At 68.5% G+C, this 24344-nt stretch carries 22 protein-coding genes; 12 read left to right on the top strand and 10 right to left on the bottom strand.

The features are described from left to right. The first annotated feature begins 73 nt into the window (after positions 1-73). The 3 genes from AUCHE_RS11735 (at position 74) to AUCHE_RS11725 (ending at position 3560) form a co-directional block, all read left to right on the top strand. A complete protein-coding gene (locus tag AUCHE_RS11735; protein WP_006503526.1) occupies positions 74-652 on the top strand; it encodes a DUF302 domain-containing protein in 579 nt (192 codons plus the stop codon). Between the two features lie 199 nt (positions 653-851). After that, positions 852-2297 carry a 3'-5' exonuclease gene (locus AUCHE_RS15845; protein ID WP_006503525.1) on the top strand — a complete coding sequence of 482 codons (1446 nt, stop codon included), beginning with the start codon at positions 852-854 and terminating at the stop codon, positions 2295-2297. A gap of 99 nt (positions 2298-2396) precedes the next feature. Beyond that, positions 2397-3560, top strand: a complete 1164-nt coding sequence (locus AUCHE_RS11725) for a metallophosphoesterase (protein ID WP_006503524.1) — start codon at positions 2397-2399, stop codon at positions 3558-3560. Positions 3561-3843: 283 nt separating this feature from the next. On the opposite strand, the gene AUCHE_RS11720 is transcribed toward AUCHE_RS11725, so the two are convergent. The 3 genes from AUCHE_RS11720 to AUCHE_RS11710 form a co-directional block, all read right to left on the bottom strand. Next, entirely contained in the window at positions 3844-4416 is a 573-nt protein-coding gene (locus tag AUCHE_RS11720; protein WP_006503523.1) for a DUF417 family protein, read from the bottom strand. 769 nt (positions 4417-5185) lie between these two features. Next, complete coding sequence (locus AUCHE_RS11715; RefSeq protein WP_217994380.1) at positions 5186-5506, bottom strand: ASCH domain-containing protein; 321 nt, start codon at positions 5504-5506, stop codon at positions 5186-5188. Between the two features lie 124 nt (positions 5507-5630). Next, the gene (locus tag AUCHE_RS11710; protein ID WP_006503521.1) at positions 5631-6419 is read right to left on the bottom strand and encodes a DUF4184 family protein; all 789 of its coding nucleotides are present in this window, start codon (positions 6417-6419) and stop codon (positions 5631-5633) included. Positions 6420-6476: 57 nt separating this feature from the next. Between AUCHE_RS11710 and AUCHE_RS11705 the strand changes: the two genes are divergently transcribed. From AUCHE_RS11705 to AUCHE_RS11695, 3 genes are all read left to right on the top strand, one after another. Next, positions 6477-8336 carry an ABC transporter ATP-binding protein gene (locus tag AUCHE_RS11705; RefSeq protein ID WP_006503520.1) on the top strand — a complete coding sequence of 620 codons (1860 nt, stop codon included), beginning with the start codon at positions 6477-6479 and terminating at the stop codon, positions 8334-8336. A gap of 24 nt (positions 8337-8360) precedes the next feature. Then, positions 8361-8981 carry a sugar O-acetyltransferase gene (locus AUCHE_RS11700; protein ID WP_040322285.1) on the top strand — a complete coding sequence of 207 codons (621 nt, stop codon included), beginning with the start codon at positions 8361-8363 and terminating at the stop codon, positions 8979-8981. Between the two features lie 157 nt (positions 8982-9138). Beyond that, on the top strand, positions 9139-10803 hold the full coding sequence (locus AUCHE_RS11695; RefSeq protein ID WP_162137256.1) for an ABC transporter ATP-binding protein: 1665 nt from the start codon (positions 9139-9141) through the stop codon (positions 10801-10803). 22 nt (positions 10804-10825) lie between these two features. Here the strand turns inward: AUCHE_RS11695 and AUCHE_RS11690 are convergent, their stop codons facing one another. Then, positions 10826-11716, bottom strand: coding sequence for a universal stress protein (locus AUCHE_RS11690; protein ID WP_006503517.1), 891 nt, complete (start codon positions 11714-11716; stop codon positions 10826-10828). Between the two features lie 176 nt (positions 11717-11892). On the opposite strand from AUCHE_RS11690, the gene AUCHE_RS11685 reads away from it, so the two are divergent. Further along, positions 11893-12042 carry a hypothetical protein gene (locus AUCHE_RS11685; protein ID WP_155889063.1) on the top strand — a complete coding sequence of 50 codons (150 nt, stop codon included), beginning with the start codon at positions 11893-11895 and terminating at the stop codon, positions 12040-12042. A 27-nt stretch (positions 12043-12069) separates the two neighbouring features. Here AUCHE_RS11685 and AUCHE_RS11680 read toward each other — a convergent pair whose 3' ends face one another. Then, positions 12070-12762 carry an aquaporin gene (locus tag AUCHE_RS11680; RefSeq protein ID WP_006503515.1) on the bottom strand — a complete coding sequence of 231 codons (693 nt, stop codon included), beginning with the start codon at positions 12760-12762 and terminating at the stop codon, positions 12070-12072. A 187-nt stretch (positions 12763-12949) separates the two neighbouring features. Here AUCHE_RS11680 and AUCHE_RS11675 point away from each other — a divergent pair, with 187 nt between their 5' ends. The 5 genes from AUCHE_RS11675 to brnQ all read left to right on the top strand — a co-directional run bounded on the left by AUCHE_RS11675 (position 12950) and on the right by brnQ (position 19122). Beyond that, entirely contained in the window at positions 12950-14206 is a 1257-nt protein-coding gene (locus tag AUCHE_RS11675) for an AI-2E family transporter (RefSeq protein WP_006503514.1), read from the top strand. 86 nt (positions 14207-14292) lie between these two features. Next, on the top strand, positions 14293-15348 hold the full coding sequence (locus AUCHE_RS11670) for an acyl-CoA/acyl-ACP dehydrogenase (protein WP_006503513.1): 1056 nt from the start codon (positions 14293-14295) through the stop codon (positions 15346-15348). Further along, the gene (locus AUCHE_RS11665; RefSeq protein ID WP_006503512.1) at positions 15345-16781 is read left to right on the top strand and encodes a PIG-L family deacetylase; all 1437 of its coding nucleotides are present in this window, start codon (positions 15345-15347) and stop codon (positions 16779-16781) included. Before AUCHE_RS11670 ends, AUCHE_RS11665 begins: the two co-directional genes overlap by 4 nt. Further along, positions 16778-17485: a glycosyltransferase family 2 protein gene (locus AUCHE_RS11660; protein WP_006503511.1), complete on the top strand. Its 708-nt coding sequence runs from the start codon at positions 16778-16780 to the stop codon at positions 17483-17485. Before AUCHE_RS11665 ends, AUCHE_RS11660 begins: the two co-directional genes overlap by 4 nt. A 74-nt stretch (positions 17486-17559) precedes the next feature. Beyond that, positions 17560-19122 carry a branched-chain amino acid transport system II carrier protein gene (gene brnQ / locus AUCHE_RS11655; RefSeq protein WP_006503510.1) on the top strand — a complete coding sequence of 521 codons (1563 nt, stop codon included), beginning with the start codon at positions 17560-17562 and terminating at the stop codon, positions 19120-19122. A gap of 58 nt (positions 19123-19180) precedes the next feature. Here brnQ and AUCHE_RS11650 read toward each other — a convergent pair whose 3' ends face one another. From AUCHE_RS11650 to AUCHE_RS11630, 5 genes are read right to left on the bottom strand one after another with little or no spacing between them, the layout of a single operon-like run. After that, positions 19181-19897, bottom strand: coding sequence for an ABC transporter ATP-binding protein (locus tag AUCHE_RS11650; RefSeq protein WP_006503509.1), 717 nt, complete (start codon positions 19895-19897; stop codon positions 19181-19183). Further along, the gene (locus AUCHE_RS17295; RefSeq protein WP_006503508.1) at positions 19894-20757 is read right to left on the bottom strand and encodes an ATP-binding cassette domain-containing protein; all 864 of its coding nucleotides are present in this window, start codon (positions 20755-20757) and stop codon (positions 19894-19896) included. The genes AUCHE_RS11650 and AUCHE_RS17295 overlap by 4 nt, the downstream gene beginning before the upstream one ends. After that, positions 20754-21713, bottom strand: a complete 960-nt coding sequence (locus tag AUCHE_RS17290) for an ABC transporter permease (protein ID WP_217994379.1) — start codon at positions 21711-21713, stop codon at positions 20754-20756. Before AUCHE_RS17290 ends, AUCHE_RS17295 begins: the two co-directional genes overlap by 4 nt. Then, the gene (locus tag AUCHE_RS11635; RefSeq protein ID WP_006503506.1) at positions 21710-22717 is read right to left on the bottom strand and encodes an ABC transporter permease; all 1008 of its coding nucleotides are present in this window, start codon (positions 22715-22717) and stop codon (positions 21710-21712) included. The genes AUCHE_RS17290 and AUCHE_RS11635 overlap by 4 nt, the downstream gene beginning before the upstream one ends. Beyond that, the gene (locus tag AUCHE_RS11630) at positions 22714-24327 is read right to left on the bottom strand and encodes an ABC transporter substrate-binding protein (protein WP_006503505.1); all 1614 of its coding nucleotides are present in this window, start codon (positions 24325-24327) and stop codon (positions 22714-22716) included. Before AUCHE_RS11630 ends, AUCHE_RS11635 begins: the two co-directional genes overlap by 4 nt. Between the last annotated feature and the right edge of the window lie 17 nt (positions 24328-24344).

Genomic DNA, 24344 nt, shown 5'->3' with positions numbered 1-24344 from the left:
TTCATATATCTTGCATCATCGCCGGTTAGGGTGCGGGGGACATGTCACTCTTCGTGAGACCAGGAAACACCCCATGACCAGTCCCTCCCGCGGACGCACCCCCGCACCCGACCACGACATCTCCCGCCGGATCGCCCTCGGACTCGGCGGCGCCGCCGCACTCGCCTTCCTCACCGCCTGCACCACCGGCGGCGGCCCGTCGACCACCCCGACCACCACCGGAAAAACCACCGGAAAGGCCCCCGCCATGCCCGCCATCGAAGGCATCCGCACCGTCGACTGCGCCCACCCCGTCCCCCGCCTCGTCACCGACTTCCAACAAGCCGCCACCGGCAAAGGACTCACCGTCTTCGCCACCGTCGACCACGCAGCCGGAGCCGCCAAGGCCGGAACGACCCTGCGCCCCACCACCCTCGTCATCGTCGGCAACCCCCAGGGCGGCACCCCCTTCATGCAGGACCAACAACTCATGGGACTCGTCCTGCCCCTACGAGTGCTCTTCTGGGAGGACGACGCCGGCAAGACCCACGCCTCCTACGAGGAGATCTCCTGGTACGTGAAACGCTTCGGCCTGGGAGAGAAGAGCGCCGGAGCCCAGAAGAACGTCGCCCAGGCCCTCGACGCCCTCGTCGCCGGAGTCGCCAAAGGATGAACCGCGGCCCGCAGCACACCTACCCGTCGCATGACCGGTCACAGAGCAGGTAACCGGCCCGCACCGCCCACGGACACCGGACACCCAGGGTCCACCTGCAACGTCCACGACAAGAGGAATATCGTCGAGGACGCCCGAAGGGGGCACCGGTGCGGAAGATCTGCGCCGTCGACACCGTCGACATGTGGGGCGATACCCGATGAGAGCTACTTCGAGACGAACCAGTGGAGATCCGATCCACAAAGGTCTCCTGGCGCTGGGCGCACTGGCCTCAGGCGTGCTGGCCGGCCCCAGCCTGTACTTCGCCGTCCTCTTCCTGCTGGACGAACAGATCGGGACCTTCCTGTTCACCTCGGTGATCGCAGCCCCGTTCACCTGCCTCTTCTTCATCTTCGTCCACCGGATGTTCAGCCGACCGAGCCACCGACGGGCCCCCGACAGCGACCGGGAAGAACACCGCGCCGACGAGAACGACCCGGACGACGAACCCTGGGACGACGAGGACGAACCCCCGACCCGCAGGAACGAAACCTCCGCAGTGTTCACCGCCGCGCGCGCCAAGACCGACCGTCACGGCGACGGAAGCGGCGACATTCCCGAGCTTCCGTTCGTTGAAGCCGGTATGCGCGGTGACCTCTTCTCCTACGCCGGTCTCGTCCAAGGCCAGGAGCACGACGGCCCGTACGCGGTCGTCGACCTGGAAACCACCGGGCTGTCCCCACGTCGGGGAGACCGCATCGTCGAGATCGCCATCGCCCGGGTCGACCGTTACGGCAATATCGAGGACGAATTCGCCACCCTGATCAGGCCGGACGACCGTGACACCGGCCCGGTGTTCGTGCACGGCATCACCCGGGACGCCGTGGCCCGGGCGCCCCGGTTCGCCGAGGTCGCCGACGACGTGCTGGCGCGCCTGGACGGCGCCGTCGTCGTCGCCCACAATGCGTCCTTCGAAGAAGCCTTCCTGCACGCCGAGTTCACCGCCGCCGGGTATCAAGGGCTGGCCATGCCCGCGCTGTGCACCCTCTGGCTCGGGCAGCGCACCTTCCACGCCGCGAACTTCACCCTGGGTACCCTCGCCCAGCAGGCCGGGATCCCCTTGGTCGACAAGCACACCGCGCTGGGCGACGTCCGGGCCGTCTCCAGATTGCTCCCGCGGATGCTGGACCGTCACGAGAGCCCCCTGTTCTACAGTTGCGACCCCTACCGGTACCCCGGCCCGTCCGGGACACCCCGACCGCGCTTGGTGACCCGAGCCACCGCGCTGCGCAAAGGGCAGGACGGTTGGATGGCTTCGCTGGTCAGCAGGCTGCCCATGTCGGCCAACGACATCGACGACGCCGTGGCCGAGGCCTATTTCGAGGCTCTGGCCGCAGTGATGGAGGACGGCCGGATCAGCGGTGAGGAAGCCAAGATGCTGGCCAGATTCGCCGGACAGAGCGGATTGGGCGGCGCCCAGGTCAGGAGCCTCAACGAGCGTTTCCTGGAGAACATGCGGGAAGCGGCCTGCACCGACGGCGTGCTCACCAGGGACGGCCTGGACGAACTGGCTGAAGCCGCGGTGATGCTCGGTGCGAGTGGATACTTCGACGACCTGTATTCGGACCGTCATCGGCGCGATATGGAACCGCGCGATGAACGTTGATGAAACTTGTTGATCAGTCAATCTTTTGGCTGAGAACGGTTCAAGGAACCGTCACTGCGCGGACGCCGGGAATCCGTACCGGACTGGTGGACTCCCCCCATGCGCTCACTCACCCTGTCCGTGGCGATCGCCACGACCTGCGCCCTGTCCACCCTCACCGGCACGCCCGCGCCAGCTTCCGCACACAACCCACCACCCGCCGTCCTCCGTACCGGGAACAACACACACACCGGAAGCACCGCCCCGGACGGAGCCTTCCGCGACCCCGGCACCTACGACCTGGCCATCGCCCACATCACCGACACCCAATATCTGACCAGATGCGCCAACGGCAGCGGCATCCTCCCCACCGTCCGAGAACGCTGCCAGGACATCTACGAAGGCATGAACCGGTGGATCGTCGACAACGCCGCTCACCGCAAGATCGCCTACACCGCACACACCGGCGACCTCATCGACAGCTACATCCTGCGCACGAAAGGCTTCGCCCGCGGCGAATTCGCCCGAGCCTCCGAAGCACAGAGCATCCTCGACGAAGCCGGCATGCCCAACGGCGTCCTGCCCGGAAACCACGACAACGTCAAAGGGAAGGACTCCTCGGTCTACAACGAATTCTTCGGACCCGACCGATACGCCAAAGCCAGCGCCGCCGCCCCCCAGCCGTACTACCAGGGACCCTGGAAACCCGGCGACAACAGCAACCACGTCGACGAATTCCACGCCGGAGGAGCCGACTTCGCCGTCGTCCACCTGGGATATCAGGTGACCGACGAAGAAGCCGCCTGGGCGCGCGCGCAGATCGCCGCCCGCCCCGGCCACAACGTGATCGTCGCCACGCACGCCTACCTGAAACCCGGCCCCGGCCCCGACGGCGAAGGAGCCGAACTGTCCACCGACGGAGAACGGGTGCGCACCCAGGTGGTCGACCCCAACCCGAACGTCTTCCTGGTCATCTCCGGCCACGAACACGGAGTAGGCCGCAACATCCGACAGGGCGTCGGCCCCACCGGACGTCAGGTGATCGAACTCATGGCCGACTACCAGGCCTATGACGCCGGGGCCGACGGCAACGGACACGCCGGGTTCATCCGCATGCTCCAGCTCGACGTCCGCCACGGCGAACTGACCGTCGACACCTACTCGCCGTCGTTGAACTCCTTCCGCAGCCGCGACTTCGACACCAAAGCCGGCCGACACTACGACGGCAGCGAAGACGAATTCACCGTGCCGGTGAAACTTCTGCAATCTGCCGAGGCACGCTGAACCACGACGGGCGGGCGCAGGTGCTGACGTGGACTGTCCTCGTCACGCCTGCGCCCGCTTCGTCACAGGCCGGTCGTTCCCGGGACGCCACGCGACCAGCCAGGACGCCACGACCGGGGCGACTGTGATGGCGCAGGCCAGGGCCTTGGTGAAGGGTGCAGGCCCGATGGTGACCGTCTCGGCCGGGGGTCGGCCGGGCCGTCGTTCCGGAGGTGTGCATGAAAAAAGTCGGGCCGGGACGTGTTCACGTCCCGGCCCGACTACTCGGATGAGCGGGTGCCGATCAGGAAGCGGCGTGCCGCGGCGATCCCGAGTCCTCAGCCGACCAGCGGGCCAGGACGATGCGTGCGGAGTCGATGCCGACCACGAGGGAAGCGCCCATCATGATCGCATCCTTGATGACCAATCGCCCGACCCCGGAGAGATAGGGGAAACCGTGGTGCGCGTCGCCGAGAGCCGGAACCCAGGCCTCGGGAGTGGTGACCAGGAAGCTCAAGGTGGCGAAGCTCATGCCGAACAGGGCCAGCCCACCGAGCGCGCCGATGAGCGGTGACAGCCAGTGCAGAGCGATCATGATGCCGATGATCACGATGATCGCCCCGATGAACAATGCCGCCGGGTAGGTGCCATTCATCAGGTGCCAGTCCTTATTGGCCTGGACCAGTGCGCCCTCGGGGTTGCGGTGCTTCTTGTAGTTGCCCGGGTCCTTGTACAGCCAGCTCATGAACGGGCTGTTGGACACGAAATGGATGATCCCCTCGGCCTCGTAGGGGACAACCTTCAGCCCGCCGATCCAGACGGTCACAGTGATCAGGCCCAGCCGTGTCAGAGTCATGGCGGCCCGATCGAAGGCCATCAAGCGCTCCAGGAGCGGTTGAAGAATTTCTTTTAATTTGCCCGTCTTCATAGGTTGTATGATAACTCACGTATATGAAGCAGGAGCAGGGTGGGTCCGGAGATGGCGTGCATGGTTCCGCACAAATCGATATCCGAAGATGTCGTGTCACCTAATATTCCTTGAGGAAAAGGCGTTTTGATTTCGATCCGGCCGTGCTCTCTGGGCTTGCGCTGAGTGGGTAAAAGTGTGACAGCTGAGTGAGTGGGCTTGGCGTGCAGTGCTACTCGCCGAGATCGGCTGGTCGGAGACCTATGTTCGCCCCTGCTTCGAGGGGAAGATTTCCGGGCTGCACGAGAATGGCTCCAGAATGTGTCGATAAGGATGGGGTGAATGACCGAATCGAGTCGGTCACGAATGTCCCCTTTGCGATTTGATGATATATCATCCTTGCAGGTGTTTACTGGCAGATGCGTGCTGCGCCTGATCGCCTTTTATCTAGGTGGCGATATCAATTCTTGAGGCGTTGAATTCTTATTTTTGTCTCGGGAAAATGGCTGCTGTGTCCGGCGCTGTTTTCGTCACCTATCGCACGGAGAGAGTGCGCGCCATGTCACGGTGCCTCAGCACGGCCTTCTGCCAGCACATTTCGTGAACTGCCCCCACGGATCAACGCGGCTGCCAGAAAGGGAAAAGTGCTGTCAGACCGGCTGGACGAGAGGCTGCTGGCAGCAGACCGGCGCGTCGTCGTGGATCGGTGCGTCGTCGTGGAGCGGCGTATGGCGGCGGATCAGCTCGCCAAGCGGTAGGAGACCACCTCGACCCGGGCCTGCTCGGACAGCCCCGGATAATGCCGCGACAAAGCCGCCTGCACCTCCGCCAATGACGCGAAACCGTCCTTGCGCGCGATCTCCTCGGTGAGCTCGTCCCGGCGCATCGACACCACCGCCGTCACCACCGCCGGGATCTCCACGACCTCACCCGACGACATCTCGAAGAAGATCACCACCGGCCCCGGCACGAAAGGATCGTCCACCCGGATGGTCTGCAACTTCACGCCACCGCGTACCAAGGGCTCATAGCCCTCCCACATCGACATCCGCTGACTCACCGAAAGACCGTACCCCGCCGCCCCCGACCGTCACCGCCGACACCACGCGTCCACGCCGCGCATCCGCCCCCGGACCCAGCGCCCACCCCGGCCATCCCGCCAGGCCCCAGCGCCCACCCCGGCTTCAACCCTCCGAGGCACACCCCGCGCCCCGCACCCGCATCGAGCGCACCACCGCCACCGCCACACACACCGCGACCACCACCGCGGACAAAGCCCCCTTCGTGATCGCCAGATAAACCGCCGACCGCAGATCATGCGCCCACAACCCCGCCGCCACCGCAGCACCGACGACCCCCGCCAACGGCGTCACCCACAAGATCACCGGCGACCGCGGATGACGACGAGCCACCAACTCCCCGACCGGACGCCGACGCCACGCCACCACCAAAGCCACCAAGCACGCCGTCAACCCGAACAGACCACTCGCATACTGGGCCCAGGACACCCCCGGCAGACCCCCATGCGAATCGGCCAACCACGGAATATGCGTCGAACCCCACCGGCCCGCATGAGTGAACTCGTCCCACAGCGCATGAGTCGCCGCACCCACCACGACCGCCACCGGAACCACCCACCACCGCCGACCGGCCAGACCGGCACCGACCGCGCCCTGCCCCGACACCATCAGCCGCCCCGGCGCCACCGACGGCAACCTCCGCCGCACCACCCCCGGAGCCGCATCGGCCAGACACGGCCACAACCACGCCACCCACAACCACCAGAGCACGACACCGACCAGCAGATCCACCGTCAACAACCCCGGCACCGAATGCGTGAAACCGTAGAAGCGCTCCGCACCGACGAACAAGGGCACATCAGGGACCATGCTCCCCACCACCAGCGCGGACAACGGCAGGCCAGAACGGGACAACGGCAGCACCGCAGCAGGGTGGGCGAAAGTCACAGGCACGGCAGCCACCCTACGGACAACCCGCGAACGCGCACCAGGACACCACCGACCAGTAGGGTGGCCACGTCGCCCCGGACGACAACCGGACCCGGCCGGGGCGCGCCACCACACACCACCCGATGCACCCCGTCCTGCCTGGAGGACACGCTGACCACCGCACCACAGGACAGGCCCGGAACACCCCCCGCCCCGCACCCTGCCCCGCCCCTCGATCCGGCCGGGCTGACCGACGGGCCGCACCTCGTCAGACGCCTCGTCCGCCGCGAACACCGCCGACTCCTGACGACCGCCCTCGCCGCAGCCCTCATCAGCGGACTCACCCTCATCATCCCCCTCGCCATCGGACGCGCCATCGACACCGGCCTCGTCGCCCGCGACCCGGCCGGCGCCACCACCTGGATCGCCGTCATCCTCGCCGCATACCTCCTCCGCGCCGGAGCCACCCTCATGCGACTCATCGGCGACCGCGGCGCCAACCGGGCCGGACACGACCTACGTCTCGCCGTCCTCGACCGACTCCTCCAACCCACCGGACTCGCCGGCGGACGACGACTCCCCGGCGACCTGCTCAGCGTCGCCACCACCGACGTCACCACCAGCACCCGCGGCATGACCACACTCACCTCCGTCCCCGGACAACTCGTCACCGTCACCGGCTCCCTCATCGTCCTGAGCCTGCTCGACCTGCGCCTCGCAGCCGTCGTCGCCATCGCCACCCCCCTGCTCATCGCCCTGTCCGTCTACGGCGTCCGCCCCCTGCGCCCCTACACCCGCCGGGAACGCGCCGCCGAAGCCGCCGCCGTCGGCTCAGCCTCCGATCTCACCGCCGGACTACGCGTCGTCCAAGGACTCGAAGCCGAAAGCCGCGCCCGCGAACGTTTCGCCCACGCCAGCCGCAGAGCACTCACCGCGACCATCGCCGCCCGTCGAGCCCGCGGCATCTTCAGCTCCACCATCGCCGTCGCCGTCGGCCTCTTCGTCGCCGCCCTCACCATCACCGCAGCCCACCTCGGACTCAGCGGGCGCCTCACCGTCGGTGAAGTGGTCGCCGTCGCCGGGCTCGCCCAGACCATGGGGCCGCCCCTGCGCAGCCTCGGCGTCGACACCGCCAGCGTGCTCAGCACCGCCCACGCCTCCGCCGACCGCGTCGTCGAAGTCCTCACCGCACCCCCCGCCCGCACCTACGGATCCCACCCCCACGCCGCCGGGCCGCCGACGCTGCACCTCGACGCCGTCACCCACCCCCCACTCATCCCAGACCCGCTCACCCTGGACATCCCCGGCGAAGGACTCACCGCACTCGTCGCCCCCGGCCCCTACGCCGAAGCACTCGCCGACCTGTGCGCCCGCCGCCGCGACCCCGCGACAGGAACGATCCGGCTCGGAGACATCGAACTGGGCGAACTCACCTCGGACGCACACCAGGCCGTCCTCGTCGCGCCACCCCACCGCAGCGACCTCTTCGACGGCAGCATCCTGGAGAACATCGTCCTGGACCGTCCGCCCGCCACTGCCGCCGAACAAGCCCGACTGGACGCCGTACTCCGGGCCACCACCTGCGACGACGTCGCCGCCGGTCAACCCTCCGGCTGGAACACCCCGGTCGGGGAAGGCGGGCGCTCACTCTCCGGGGGGCAACGTCAACGGGTGGCGCTCGCCCGTGCGCTGTACGCCGACCCGCCGCTGCTGGTGTTGACCCACCCGACGACCAGCGTCGACCCGGCCACCAATGCCCGCATCGCCGCCCACCTGCCGGAACTGCGGGCCGGTCGGGGCACGTTGGTCGTCACCACGTCACCACAGCTGTTGGCCGTGGCAGATGTCGTCATCCGGCTCGACGAGGACGGACGGTTGCGCGGACGCGGACGACATGCCGAACTGCTCGCCGACGAGGAATATCGGAAGATGTTGTCCTAGAAAGTTTTTTGGCATTCTCGAGGAATGACGGAAGACATCGATCGCCGGACCATGCGCCAACGGATGGACGACGGAGACCTCTACCAGGCGGACGACCCCGAACTCGTCGAGATCCGCCTGCGCTGCGCCGACCTGCAGGAAACCTACAATGCGACCGCCGAACGACAGGAAGACCTACGCGTCGAACTCCTGCGGGCGCTGCTCGACCACTGCGGGCAGGACGTCGTGATCCGCCCGCCGCTGCTGCTCGACTACGGCATCAACGTCAGCATCGGCGCCCGAAGCTTCGTCAACTACAACCTCGTCGCCCTCGACGTCGCCCGGATCACCATCGGCGAAGACTGCTTCATCGGCCCGAACGTCCAACTGCTCACCCCCTCCCACCCCCTCGAACCAGGCCTACGCCGCGCCCGATGGGAATCCGGCGCACCCATCACCCTGGGCGACAACGTCTGGCTCGGCGGCGGCGTCATCGTGCTCCCCGGCGTGAGCATCGGGGACAACACGGTGGTCGGCTCGGGCGCCGTCGTCACCAAGGACCTCCCGGCGAACGTGGTCGCCGTGGGCAACCCGGCCCGGATCGTCCGACATGTCGAGGAAAGCGACGGCCACACCCCAGACGACGGGGCGGCCCCTGGCGCCTAGGTGCCCGGCGTGTCGAACGACTAGCGTTCCCCCTATCGCTGCCACGGACCCCACCCCCGCCCCGACCGGTACCCCCCTGCCCCTGGCCACCGGACGACGTGCCGCCGCCGTCGCCTGGACGACCGGACGGGGGCTGCGTCGTACCCTCGTGCTGGCCGTGACCGCCATGACCCTGGCCGCCCTGCTCGACCTGGTCGTGCCACGCCAGGCCGGTCGGATCGTCGACGCCGTACGGGCCGGCGCGGGGCCCGAAAGTCTCACCTCGCACGCCGTCGCCATGATCGCGGCGATCCTGGTCAGCGGGCTCGTCAGCGGCATCGGGCTCTCCCTCGCACCGGCTTTCTTCGCCGCCGTGCTGGCCCGGCTGCGGGAACAGATGCTGCAGGCCGCACTCGACCTGCCGCAGACGACCGTCGAACGGGCCGGACTGGCCGACCTGGTCTCCCGGGTCGGCGACGACGTCTCCCGCGCCCGCGACGCCGCCACCCTGGTGGTCCCCCGCATCGTGTCCACCGGAATCCTGGTCACGGTCTCCGCGGTGGGGATCGCCGCCGCCCACCCGGCCTTCCTGGCCGCGATCGCCGCCGGCGCGACCGGGCACCTGCTGTTGATCCGCTGGTACTGGCCGCGCGCCTCCCAGGCCTATGTGGCCGAACGGGCCGCCTCGGCGCATCAGGCCGGTCACGTGCTGGCCACGGTGCACGGATTGGACAGTGTGCACTCCTACGGGCTGCAGAGGATGCGTCGCCGTCTGGTGGCCGACAGCTCCAGGGAGTTGTGTCGCCGGCGGATGCACGGACGCCGCCTGGTCATCACCTTGAGCGCTGGGTTGCTGCTCGTCGAGGCGGTCACCGTGGCGCTGCTCCTGGCGGTCGGGGCTCTCCTCGTCGGGCGGGGGAGCGTCACCGTCGGGGAGACCACGGCGGCGGTGCTGATCCTCGTGCGGATCTTCGGCCCGGTGCGTTTCATCCTGTTCTTCCTCGACGACTTCCAAGCCGCGCTGGTGGCTCTGCGGCGGATCGTCGGCGTGATCGACGTGCCGCGGCGGCAACCGACGGCGGCGGCCCAAGACGGCGACGGCGGCATCGTCCTGTCCGGGGTGTCCTTCTCCTACGACGGCGTCCACCAGGTGTTGCACGAGGTGGACCTTCGGGTCGGGGCGGGGGAAGTGGTGGCCCTGGTCGGTGCGTCCGGTGCGGGCAAGTCGACCCTGTCGGGTCTGGTGGCGGGGACGCTCCGACCGGACAGCGGGCAGGTCGTCGTCGGGGGCGGGGTGCGTCGGACGGCGGGCCGTCCACGGGTGGTCCTGGTCTCCCAGGACGTGCACACCTTCTCCGGCCCGTTACGGGACGACGTCCTGTTGGCCCTGCCCCCGGGTGCGCCGGGCGCGGACGACCCGGCGGCGCGGGAGGAACTGCTGGGTCGGGCCCTGGCGGAGGTGGGTGCCGACTCGTGGGTGTCGACATTGCCCGAGGGGACCGATACGGTCATCGGCCGGATGGGTCATCGGCTCGACCCTTCCCGTGCGCAGCAGTTGGCGTTGGCGCGGGTGTTGGTCGCCGACCCGGAGGTGGTGATCCTGGACGAGGCGACCGCCGAGGCCGGGAGCGCAGGGGCCGGGGTGCTCGACCGTGCCGCGCAGGCCGTCACCCGGGGGCGGACCGCGCTGGTGGTGGCGCACCGTCTGGGTCAGGCGGTGCGCGCGGACCGGATCGTGGTGATGGCCGGGGGACGGGTCGTGGACCAGGGCACGCCCGACGAGCTCGTCTCCCGGCCGGGGCCTTTCCGGGACCTGTGGCAGGCCTGGGGTCAGCACCGGTGACCTGGCGCCGCCGGTGTCGGGCTCAGTTCCCCGGGACCACCACAGCGGGTGACTCGGTGTGCTGCAGAACCCGGCGGCTGGTGGATCCCAGGAGCAGGCCGGTGAATCCGCCGTGTCCGCGGCTGCCGACCACGACCATCGAGGCGCGGCGGGAGTGGCCGACCAACAGTTCGACCGGTGAGGTGTGTTGGACGTCGACGTGGACGTCGAGTCCGGGATGTTCTCCGACGAGGCGGGTGGCGACCTCGGACACGGTGCGGTGCAGGTTCGTGATGACTTCGTGGCTGGGTGCCGGGCCGGGCATCATCAGGCTGGATTCGGTGGTGACCGGGATCCCGAAGTCCCAGGCGGTCGCGATGTGCAGCGGACGTTTCAGGACGTCGGCCTGTTCGGCGGCGAAGTCCACGGCGCGGGTGGAGTGTTCTTCGCTGACGTAGCCCACGACGACGGGCCCTTCGGGGTGGTCGTCGTGGTCGGGATGTTCGGGGATGACCACGACGGGTCCTCGGGCGTGGGTGACGACCTGGTCGGCGACGCCGCCGAGGAAGAGCGAGGAGATGGCGCCCAGGCCGCGGGTGCCGATGACCACGATCCCTGGTTCGGCGCTGGCTTCGATGAGGGCGCGTGAGGCGGTGGGGTCGACCATGCGGTAGGTGACGTCCACCTCGGGGTGGCTGGATTTCAGGTCGGCGCAGGCTTGTTGCAGGGCGGACTCGTACGGGCCGTCGTCGACGACGAGGGGGTCGGAGATCACCCCGGTGGGTCCGAAGGGCGGCAGGGGCAGGGTTCGGGCGGTGACGACTTCGAGGGGCCATGATCGGGCTCGGGCGTAGTCGGCTGCCCAGCCGATGGCGTGTCGGGCCTGTTCGGAGTCGTCGTAGCCGATGAGAACTCGGGGACGTGGGCTGTTCATGGTGCCTCCTTCGTCGCGGTCGGGTCTCTGGATCCCACTCTGCCGTTCGGGAGGGTATATATCCGGGATGACGGGATTTTTGTGAGCGGTCTGACGTCAAAAGCTGCGCCCCAGCCGTTTTCGTTCGGAAAACGGCTGGGGCGCTCATGCCCTTCGGGGGACTTCTGGGAGCCCAATTGCTCGGTCCACTCGGACTCGCCCCCACCCTGACCGCCCTCGGCCTGGTCTACCTGGCCGTCACGCTCGCCCCGCTACTGCTGCCTTCCTTCAGGGCGATGAACGACCGCCATCCGATCGACGCGGACGCACGAACCGTCACCGGCTGACTCCGGCCGGCATCATGCCGAAGCGGATCAGTGGTCCTGCGGGCTGGTCACCCGGAAGAGCAGTGCCGCGGCTGCGCCGGCGACGAGTTGGATCAGCGCCCAGAGGGGGAGGGCTTCCCAGGTGAGCAGGTCCATGATGCCTGCGCCCAGCCCGACCGCGGGGTTGAAGACGCCGCCGCTGATGTCGCCGACGGCCACTGCGCCGACCAGCACGGTGAATCCGATGGCCAGTCCGTAGAAGCTGTTGTCCGGGTGGTCCTTGCTGGTGGCGACGTTCAGGACGACCCAGCACAGGGCGAGGGTGAACACGAATTCCGCGACGAGTGCCGCCGGGAGGTTCGCCGCGGCCTTCGCGGTGGGGTGTTGGCCGGTCACCATTGCCGCGGTGAAGGCGCCGATGGCTCCGCCGAGGAGCTGGCAGGCCCAGTAGCTGGGGAGTCTGCTGCTGGGTTGGCCTCCGCGCATGGTCACGGCCAGGGTGACGGCCGGGTTGAAGTGGGCGCCGGAGATGTGCCCGCCGGCGAAGATCATGACCATGAGGACGGCGCCGATCGCCACGGGGGCGAGGGGGTTCCGGGTGAGGACGGTGCATCCCACGGTGAGGGTCAGGAAGAAGGTCCCCAGTAGTTCCACGACGTAGTTCGCGATGGGGAGTGGGCGCCGACCGGTGCGTGGTGCGCTGGTCTCGAGGGTCTGTCCGGATGATCGCTGGGTGCTCATGACGCCTCCTGGGGTGTGTTCGACCAGTGGTGACCCTAGAATCAGGACATCTCGTGACATAAGTAATAAATGGTTGAATTCGTATGAACAGCAAGGAAATTAATGTGCTCTCCGGGCTCGTCGGAGACTGTGCAGGAAGACGGCGTACCGTGAACCGACGGCGGCCAGCAGAAGAGAGGCAACATCGGTGAGCAAGAACCGGAATCGCAATCGGGCCCGCAAAGCCGACGTCGAGGCGGCAGACCCGGTGATCTCCGCCGAACGCCACACCCCCCGCACCACCCGGCGCATCGCCGGAGCAGCCCCCACCGCCGTCGCCACCCCCGAAGAAACCACCGACCCGCCCTCACCCTCGGTCAACAGCACCGTCCGCGGGATGCCCCGCATCTTCCTCATCGGAGTCGGCGGCGCAGGCCTGGCCTACTGCATCATGTTCGTCCAAGGCCTCGGCAGCGTCATCGGACCGGTCTTCCTCGCCCTGAACCTCATGGTCACCGCCTACCCCCTGCACAGCTGGCTGGTCCGACACCGGGTCAACCGGAATATCTCCGCCATCTTCACCGGGCTCGTCGTCCTGCTCGTCCTGTGCGCCTTCTTCACCACCATCGGCTGGGCCATCACCCAACTGGTGACCTCACTACCCGAATACAACAAACAGTTCGAAACCCTGGTCAACACCGTCACCGAACGCCTCGCCTCGGTCGGCGTCACACCGGACACCATGCTCAAACAGATCCAACAGATCAGCCCGTCCAGCGTCATCGGCGTCGTCACCCCCCTGTTCGCCAACCTCTCCTCCGGGGCCGGGCTGCTCGCCGTCCTCTTCGGCGTCGTCTTCTTCATGACCATGGACACCGTCAGCATCGACGAACGGCTCGAACTCGCCCGGCGCTACCACCCCCGCTTCGTCGGCGGCCTCGAATCCTTCTCCAGCGGGGTCCGCCGCTACTGGATCGTCTCCTCCGTCTTCGGCATCATCTCCGCCGTCCTCGACGTCCTCGCCCTCCGCTGGATCGGCGTCCCCCTCGCCCCCGTCTGGGGCATCCTCGCCTTCCTGTGCAACTACATCCCCAACGTCGGCTTCTTCATCGGGCTCGTCCCCCCGGCCCTGCTCGCCCTGCTCGCCCTCGGCCCAGGGCACGCCCTGAGCGTCATCGCCGCCTACATGGTGCTGAACTTCGTCGTCCAATCGCTGATCATGCCCCGATTCACCGGGCAGGCCGTCGGGATCACCGCGACCCTGACCTTCGTCTCCCTGCTCTTCTGGTCCTGGGTACTCGGCGTGCTCGGCGCGCTGCTGGCCATCCCCGCCACCCTGCTGTGCAAGTCGCTCCTCGTCGACGCCGACCCCGAGGCCCGCTGGGCCAACGCCCTCATCGCCAGCGATCCCCTGACCTACGAAACCGACGACCAGAAGAAGACCACTCCCACGAAGCACCGGTGAATTCCACACAGAAACAACGGCATCCGCAGCCGACCCGCGCGTGTCTCCCGGTCGCGCGTCCGTAACGTCCGGAATAGTTTGGCTCTGTGCACCCCACCCGAGGAACCACCACGAGCCCACCCCCGAGCTCACCCACCCCCCACCTCGCCGAACTGACCCGACGAGCCCGGACCCTCCACACCGACCTCGACGGGGCCCTCACCCTCGCCACCGAACTCACCGACATCACCCACGGCCTCGGACGCGGCCGGACCAGCGAATATCTCCACACACTCAGTGCACTCGGACGCGGCGACCTCACCGTCGCCCGCATCGTCGAGCCACACCTCGACGCCCACGCCATCCTCCACCAGGCAGGAAGCACCCCCGCAGACCTCGAACCCGTCCACGCCACACCCCGATCCACCTGGGGGGTCTACGCAGCTCACGCACCCCACCTGGAACTGAACGCCGAAAACACCGCCCACGGATGGCGACTCACCGGCGGCAAACCCTGGTGCTCGCTCCCCGACAAGATCAGCCACGCCCTCATCACCGCCCACACCGGCCCAGACCGGCGGCGACTCTTCGCCATCGACCTACGCCACCCCGGCGTACACATCGAACCCGGCACCTGGGCCGCCCGCGGACTCACCGCGATCACCACCGCCGAACTCACCCTCACCGACGTCCCCGCCGTCCCCGTCGGCGACGACAACTGGTATCTCACCAGACCCGGATTCGCCTGGGGCGGCATCGGCGTCGCCGCCATCTGGACCGGTGGCGCCCACGGCCTGGCCGCAGCCCTCCACCACGCCGCCGCCCGACGCGAACCCGACCAGATCGCCCTCCTCCACCTCGGCCGCGTCGACGAAACACTCTGGACCGCCGACCTCGCACTCCACGAAGCCGCCCGCACCATCGACGCCGGAACGACCGACCCCCACCTCGGCCCCCGCGTCCGAGCCGTCGCCGCACGCACCGCCGAAACCGTCATCGCCGTCGTCGGACACGCCCTCGGCCCCGCACCACTCACCCACGACGAAGAACACGCCCGCCGAGTCGCCGACCTCACCGTCTACATCCGGCAACACCACGCCGAACGAGACCTCGCCGCACTGGGGCGGACACTGCTGTCCACGCCACCCGGACCGCCACGATGACCGGACCCTCCGGCAAAGAAACCCCCACCTTCCACCACGACCAACCAGGCACCCCCGAACACCGATGGCTCACCGACCCCCGATGGGCCCAGCTCCCCGCCACCACCCCCCACCGACTCGACCACCGACACGTCGTCGTCCTCTCCGCCCACCCCGACGACGAAACCCTCGGCATCGGCGCAACCCTCGCCGACCTCGCCACCACCGGCGCACGCATCGACCTGGTCATCGCCACCGACGGCGAATCCTCCCACCCCGGATCCACCCTGTGGACCCCCGGACGACTCGGGCAGACGCGACGCACCGAAGCCCGCCACGCCCTGAGCCTCCTCGCCCCCGACGCGCGCCTCCACCTGCTCGGCCTCCCCGACGGGCGACTCGCCGACGACCCCGCGAAACTCCTGGCCGCCCTGCAAACACACCTGCCCGACCTCGACAGGAACACCGTCGTCCTCGCCCCGTACCCCGACGACGGACACCCCGACCACGACCTGCTCGGCGCACTCGCCCACACCCTCGCCGCCCACACCGGCGCAGACCTCCTGCACTACCCGATCTGGCTCTGGCACCGAAGCACCCCCGACGACCTCGACTGGTCGCAGACCACCGTACTCACCCCCTCCGCCCACGCCCTGCACACCAAACGAGCCGCCCTCCTCGCCCACGCCACCCAGACCAGCCCGCTCTCCCCCCTGCCGGGCGACGAACCTCTCCTGCCCCGACACGTCCTGGCCCACTTCGAACGCGTCGTCGAAGTGCTGATCGCTCCCCGCACACCCACCCGCGACACCCCGCAACCCCACCTGCAACCCCACCCGCGGCCCACCCGGCAAGTCCCGCGCCCCGACCGCGCCGACACCTTCGACGCACTGTTCGAGAAGAACGACGACCCCTGGAACGAGAACAGCTGGTACGAAAGACGCAAACGCCGACTCACCCTGTCCGTCCTCGCCCGGGAACACTACGGCTCAGCATTGGAGATCGGCTGTGCCACCGGCGCACTGACCGCAGAACTCGTCGACCGGGCCGACCACGTCATCGCCACCGACATCTCGGCGCAAGCCCTCGCCCGCGCCCGCCGACGCGACCTCCCCCGCGTCGACTGGCGCCACGACGGACAACTCACCGACCTGCCCGATCACACCATCGACCTGGTGGTCCTCTCCGAAGTGGCCTACTTCCTCACCGGCCTCGAACTGCTCCACCTCCTCCGCCACGCCGCCCGCGTCCTCCGACCCGGCGGCGAGATCCTCCTCGTCGACTGGCGCGCCCGCACCGAAGACATCCCCCTGGACGGAGAACTCGTTCACGACCAGGCCGAACGGATGTACACCGGCCTGCTGCGGCACCGCCTGACCTATGCCGACACCGACCTGCGGATCGACTGCTGGGGAGGCCCCGGCGCACTCGGCCCCCACCAGGAGCGCCGATGAAACCGCCACCGATCCGCCAGGTCGCCGTCGTCATCCCCGTCCACGACGAGGAAGAACACCTCGGCCCCTGCCTCGACGCCGTCACCCGGGCCCGACACGCCCTACAGGAGGACTCGGCCCGGCCCGCCCGCACCGTCGTCGTCCTCGACAGATGCCGGGACCGCAGCGCCGACATCGCCCACGCCGCAGGCGCAGATATCCTGATCAGCAGGTACGGACGGGTCGGGGCGGTGCGCGCGCAGGGTATGGCGCGCGCACTGTCCGCCTTCGGCCACGAAGATCCGGGCCGGATCTGGTTGGCCTGCACCGATGCCGACGGGCAGGTGCCGGAGGACTGGCTGGTGAGGCAGCTGGAGTTCGCCGACGACGGGGCCGATTGCGTGGTCGGCACGGTCGAACCGGTCGGTCTCGGCCCGGAACTGCTCCAACGGTGGCTGCAGGAACATCGTCTGTGTGAGGACCATCCGCACGTCCACGGTGCGAACCTCGGGATCAGGGCTTCGGTCTATGCGATGACCAGTGGGTTCGGCGATATGGCCTTGCACGAGGATCGTGATCTGGTGGCCCGGGTGCGTTCTCTGGGTGCCACGGTGGTAGCCACCGATTTCACCCGGGTGTCGACATCCGGGCGAATGACTTCGAAGGTGGAAGCCGGTTTCGCCGCCTATCTTCGAAATCTCGTGCACCCCGGGGAAATGCTGTGAAAGGCGATCCGGTCCGACAGCTGAACGGTAACCCGCGTTAGCTTGGACGGGACGCGTGTGATCTGCTATGAGTCGTGTCCACAGCAGATACTGCAACGCAGTCCACGTCACCACCTGAACAGCAGCGCACGCTCCGCCCCGGCCAGAGCATCCTGATCTCCTCTCTGCTCTTCGGGCTTTTCTTCGGCGCCGGAAACCTGATTTTTCCTGTGGAAATGGGGCGCGCCGCCGGCGCGAACACCATGTGGGCAACCATGGGATTCCTGGTCACCGCGGTAGGCCTTCCCATCATCGGTGTCATCGCTTCCGCGCTTTCCCGGAGTTCGAGTGTTCTGGAGATGGCCGGCCGGGTCGGTCGACGTTTTGCGGTGGTCTTCACCTGCGTGCTCTATCTGACGATCGGGCCGCTCTTCGTCATTCCGCGGACCGCGACGGTGTCCTACGAGGTCGGTGTGCGGCCCCTGGTCTCCGACGGTGCCGCCGTCATCTCCTTGGCGCTGTTCTCGATCGTCTTCCTCGGTCTGAACCTGTATTTCGGATTGCGTCCGGGGCGTCTGATCGACTGGGTCGGTCGTTATCTGACGCCGGCGTTCCTGATCCTTCTCAGCGGAATGCTCCTGGCCTCGGTGGTGTCTCCGATGACCGACGGTCCGCTGCCCGCCCCGAAGAAGAATTACGCCGACCATGCTTTCCTCACCGGACTCATCGACGGCTACGGCACGATGGACGCCTTGGGTTCGCTGGCTTTCGCCGTCCTGATCATCGACAATCTCCGCCGGTTGAAGATCGAACGTCCCGGGCAGATCGCCGTGGAGACCGCGAAATCCGGGATCTCCGTCGCCGTGGTCATGTCGGTGCTCTACGGTCTGTTGGCCTTCGTCGGCGCGACCAGTCTCGCCGTCACCGTCGGCGCGCCCAACGGTGGCGCCGTGCTTGCCGGGGTGAGCCGGCACTACTTCGGTTCGGCCGGGCAGCTGCTGATCGCCGCGATCGTCTTCCTCGCCTGCCTCAAGACCGCCATCGGTCTGACCACCGCCTGCGCGGAGATGTTCGTCGTGATCTTCCCGCGGTCCCTGAGCTACGACCGTTGGGTCATCGTGTTCACCGGGATCTCCCTGGCCATCGCCAATGTCGGCCTGGCCACCATCGTCAAGGGATCGGTGCCGGTCCTGATGTTCCTGTACCCGTTGGCGATCGCTCTGATCCTCCTGGCGCTGTTGACGCCCGTCCTGGGGGACCGCCCGTCGGTGCACCGGTTCACCGTCGCCTTCGCGGGCGTGGCCGCCTTCTTCGACTTCCTGAACACCCTTCCGCCGCCGATGAAGTCGTCCTCGGTGGCCAAGACGCTCCTGTCCCTGGCCTCCGAATTCCTGCCCGGTTTCTCCAGCGGCATGGGATGGACGGTGCCCGCCCTGATTGGTTTCGTCCTCGGCGTGATCATCTCCCGCGGGCGAGGTGAGGCGGGGCGCCCCTCGGCGGGCCCCGAGCATCAGCCGCAGTCGGCGCCCACGGTCACGGCCCCGGTCGACCCCACGGCCCCGGCTCCCGCCCCGGCCGACGGCCCCGCTGCCGAGAGCACCACGTCGACCGGTGCTGTCCCGGCCACGAAGGGACAGGCCGCCCCCGAACGGAGCTGACCTGCACGGACGATCCGATGGTGGGGCGCCGCGGCCGAAACCGCGGGGCCCCACCGGTTCACACTGCTGAGCCGCCCAGATCGGACAGGTCACAGACCTCGTCGGCCCACGCCTCGAGGAAGGGCGCGTCATGGCTGATCGCCAGGACACCGACCCCGTCCTCGGCCAGCCCCCGCACCAGGTGAGCCACCGACGCCGCCGACGCCGCGTCGAGCATCGCCGTCGCCTCGTCACAGATCAGATAATCCGGCCGGGAGACGATCACCCGGGCCAGGCAGGCCCGCTGCAACTGCCCCAGCGACACCTGCGTCGGCAGCCGGTCCAACAGATCGTCGGTGAGCCCCACCCGGTGACAGACCGACTCCAGGTCGACCTGGTTCTGTGCCGCCCGCGACCCACGGATCGTCGTCGGCTCCAGGATGGTGCGACGCAAGGTCGCATACGGGCTGCAGGAACGCCGCGGCGACTGGAAGAGCATCGCCGTCCGACCGCCCATCGCGCCCCGACGGGTCGCCACCGGCGCACCATCCGCAGTGACCTCACCCGAACAAGGCGCCAACAGCCCGGACAACACCCTCGCCAAGGTCGACTTGCCCGTGCCCGACGGGCCACGCAGCCCGGTGATCCTCCCCGGCGGGACCGTCACCGACACCCCGTCGAGCACCAAAGGCCCCCGACGCCCGTAGCGTGCCGATACCTTCTCGGCGCGCAGACCACGGCCCTCGGGCAGCTGCCCGACCGGCTGCGGCGCCACCTGGACCGCTGTCGACGTCATGCGATGCTCCTCAACCGGTCGGCGAAGGTGACCGACGGATCCAGGTCGGTCAACGACGGTGGAGAACCCGGGATGGGGACCATCCCGTGCTCGGGCAGCGCGCCCAGCAGGGCACGCGTGTACTCCCCCTCCGGTGCAGACAGGACCCGCCCGGCCGGCCCCTGCTCCACGATCCGCCCGGCGTACATCACCGACAGGTCGTCGGCGACCCCGGTGCGTTCCAGGGAACGCAGGTCATGGGTGATGACCAGCACCGCAGCGCCCGCATCCGCGCAGGAACGCAACAGGCCGAGCACATGGTCGGTCAACTCCGGGTCCAGGCTGGCCGTGGGCTCGTCGGCGATGACGACCTGCGGGTCGCCGGCCAGGGCGAAGGCCACCGCGGCACGTTGCGCCATCCCACCGGACAACTCGTGCGGATAACAGGCCAAAGCCTCCACGGGCAGACCCACCCGGGCGCACAGATCGACCGGCCCCGACGAACCAGCCAGGGCCTCGACCGTCTCGAGCAGCTGGGAGCCCGTCGTCCGGGTCGGGGTCAACGAGGTCACCGCGGACTGCACGACCAGACCGCACATCCGACCCCGGATCTGCCGCCACCGGCTCTCCGAGGCGTCGAGAAGCTCCTCACCGGCGATACGGACGCTCCCGGAAGTCGTCGTCCCCGGCGGCAGCATCCCCATCAGGGTCGAACCCAGGATCGACTTGCCGCAACCGGATTCGCCGACCAGGGCGCGCACCCGCCCGGGGGACAAGGTCGTGGACACCTCGGTGGATGCGTGCACCCACGCCGGACGCCCGGCCAGGAACGTCGGGATCCGAACCGTCAGATCCTCCACCTGGACCAGCGGATCGCTCACGAGGACACCTCCCGGGAATCGGCCGGCGGAGCCAACCGGCGTTGCAGAGCCGCGGCCAGACCGGACGTGGCCAGGGTCACCGCCACCAGCGGCGCCGCCGGACAGACCAGGGTCCACCAGCCACCGAGCAAGACCTCCCCGCGGGACTGCGCCAGCAAGGTCCCCAACGACGGCTGGTCCGGGGACAGACCCAACCCCAGGAAGGACAACGCCGACTCGTGCCAGATCGCATGCGGCAACATCAAAGTCACCCCGATGACCGCCTGTCCGATCGCCGCCGGAAGCAGATGACGACGCAGGACGTGCCACCGGCCGGCACCGGCCAGATAGGCCGAGTCCACATACTCCATGGCGCGGGCGGTCAACGCGGCCGACCGGACCAGCCGGGCGATGAACGACCAGTGGGTGGCGACGACGGAGATCACGATCGCGGCCACCGAACCCTTGAACAAGGCGACGATCACGATGCCGAGCAGCAGATGGGGCAGGGCGTTGACCGCATCGGCCAACCGCATCAGGACGGCATCGACCCATCCGCCGCAGACCGCGGCGACCCCACCGACGAGCACGCCGATGACCGTGGCGGACACGGCGCAGACAGTGGCGATGAGCAGCGAGACCCGCAGGGCCTGGGCGATCCGGGTCACCAGGTCGTGCCCGTTCGCGTCGGTGCCGAACCAGTGCGCAGCGGAGGGCGGACGCCGGGAGTTCCCCAGATCGGCCGCCAGGTCCGGGGCGTCGGCGATCAACGGGACGACCACGGCGTAGGCGAGGACGACCACGACGGTCAGGACGGAGACGACGGTCGCCGGCCGCCAACCGGTCCGCTCCTTCACCGGGCGCGACCGGCCGAGAGGAGGACGGCCCGATGCGGCCGACGGCGAGGGAACGACCTGCTCCTGGACGGGATCGGCCGGGGACGACAACCCCGACGGCGTGGTCCGTGCGGCGGTCACGGGGTCACCCGCGGGTCGAGGAAGAGGTAGATCGCGTCGGCGAGCAGCGAACCGAGGAGGACGAGCAGCGTGGTGGCGATGGTCAAGGCGGACAGCAGCGCGAAGTCGAGCTGCTGGGCTGAGGAGACGGTCGCCTGCGCCAGACCGGGCCAGGCGAAGATCTCCTCGACGATGACGGCCCCCACGACCAGCTCGGGAAGCCGGGTGCCCAGCAGGGTCACCACCGGTGCCAGGGAGACGGGAAGGATGTGCGCGCGCACGATGGTGCGCGGGGGGATGCCCCGGGCGACGGCTCCGGCGACGGCCTCGGAACGGACGGTCTCGTGGACGGAGGCCCGCACCGACAGCAGCAGCCAGGGCACCAGGGACAGTCCGAGCACGACGGCCGGGAGGGTGACGTGCAGGGCGACCCCGGCGGCGGTGATCGGGTCGCCGGGGCGGCTGAGTCCTCCGGTGGGGAAGAGCCCCAGCCCGAGGGAGAAGATCATGATGGCGCCGAGGGAGACCACGTAGGAGGGCAGGGCGCCGAGCAGGACGGCGAAGGTGGTCGCGATCCGGTCGCTCCACGACCCGGGGCGCAGCCCGGCTCGGACGCCCATGACCACGGAGATCACCGATCCGAGCACGATGCCGACCCCGGAGAGGAGCATCGTCCAGGGCAGACGTTGGGCGAAGACCTCGGCGACGGGCTGCCGGTAGACCCGGGAGTGTCCGAGGTCGCCGCGGGCGAGTGCTTCGACCCAGATCAGCCAGGATTCCCACCAGCTCTTGTCCAGGCCGAGGGATGCGGCCATGCGGCGGCGTTCGTCGAGGCTGACGTTCTGGACCCGGTCGCCGAGGAAGGCGATGAGCGGGTCGAAGGGGGAGAAGGCGGACAGCAGGAAGACCCCGAGGGAGACCGCGACGACGATGGGGACGGCGACGGCGGTGCGACGGGCGACGAGGAGGACGGCGTCCCGGCGGCGTCGACGCCACCGGGACGGTCCGGTCGGGCAGAGGGTCATCGAGTTCTGCCGAGATTCCAGCGGGGTCCCCATCCGGCGTCGTGGACGTGTGGTTCGAGGATGGTCTTGCCGGCTCCGGGGGCGCCCTTCTTGGCGACATAGGTGTGTCGGAGGGTCAGCAGGAAGACGCTGCCGGGGTCTTTGGCGTATTCGGTCTGCAGGTCGCGGTAGGTCTTGGCGCGGGCTGCCGGGTCCTGTTCGTGGCGGGCCGTCTCGAGGAGGTTGTCCAGGGTTTCGCTGCCGTAGTTGCCCGGGTTGCTGTACGGGGAGGTCGTATTGGCGTCGCGTCGGTGCAGCGGGTTGTACAGCAGGGAGTCGATGCTGGTGGGGTGTTTTCCGCTGCCGAGGACGAGGCCGGCCTTGCCGAGTTGCGGTTCGATCTTGTCCCAGGTGCTGCCTTCGAGGGTGATGTCGACGCCGATCTTCTTCATGTCGGCGGCGAAGGCGATGGCGATCTGGCTGCGGACGGTGTCGGCGGCGGCGTACATCAGGGTGAAGCCGGCGCGTTGGCCGTCCTTGGCGCGGACGCCGTCGTCGCCTTTGACCCATCCGGCGGCGTCGAGGGCTTTCTCGGCGGCGGCGACGTCGTGGGCGATGGTGGCTCCGGGTTCGTGGGCGTCGCCCATTTCGGCCGGGACGGGGGTCGTGGCGGGGGATCCTTCACCGGCGAGGATCTTGTCGACCATGGCTTGGCGGTCGACGGCCTGGTTCATGGCCATCCGGCCGACGGGGTCCTGGGCGAAGGCGGAGGTCTTGGGCAGGGAGATGGCGCGGAAGTCGACCGAACGCACCGAGGTGTGGACGAGGTTGTCCTTGTTCTTCAAGGTGGCGGCGAGGGTCGGTGGCAGGACGGTTCCGTCGATTTCTCCGGCGGCCATCCGTTGGGCGCGGGTGTTGTCGTCGGCGACCCGGATGTAGGTGACTTTCTCGATCTCCGGTTTTCCTCGCCAATGTTTGGGGTTGGCGGTGAAGACGGCTTTTTCGGCGGAGGATTCGGCCAGGACGTAGGGGCCGGTGCCGACGGGTTTGCTGTTGAGGGGGGATTTGTCGACGGGGCTTCCGTCGAGTTTCTCCGAGGGGGCGATGCCCATGAGCATGCGGGAGCCGAATTCGGCGTAGGGCTTTTTGAGGGTGAATTTCACGGTGTGCGGGTCGACGGCTTCGACGCTTTCCATCATGGCGAGTTCGGAGGCGTAGGAGGTGGCCACTTTGGGGTCGGCGATGCTGCGGTAGGTGGCGACGACGTCGTCGGCGTCGAAGGTGGTGCCGTCGGAGAAGGTGACGTCCTTGCGCAGGCTGACGGTCCAGGTGAGTCCGTCCTCGGAGGTCTCGGGGAGTTTGTCGGCCAGGGCGGGTTTCAGTTGCGGGGGGCTGGTGTCGGCGCTGCTCTCCATCTGGAGGAGTCCGTCGTAGATGGGGCTGTTCCCGTGTTCGCCGTGTCCGTCCAGCGGGTTGTACTTGTTGACATCGCGGGAGTCCGCGATGACCAGGGATTTGCCGGCTGCGGTGCTGGGGTGGTTGGGGGATCCGCAGCCGGTGAGGGCGAGGGCGCCGGTGACGGCGAGGGAGAGGGCGATGTGGTGGCGTGGATGCGAGCGGGTGGCTGACACGGTGTCGTCTTTCAGGG

The organism is Austwickia chelonae NBRC 105200 (assembly GCF_000298175.1).
In the GTDB taxonomy this organism is placed as follows: Bacteria; Actinomycetota; Actinomycetes; order Actinomycetales; family Dermatophilaceae; genus Austwickia; species Austwickia chelonae.
The sequence above is the reverse complement of the archived record's forward strand: the minus strand, read 5'-3'. Positions and strand labels throughout refer to the sequence as shown.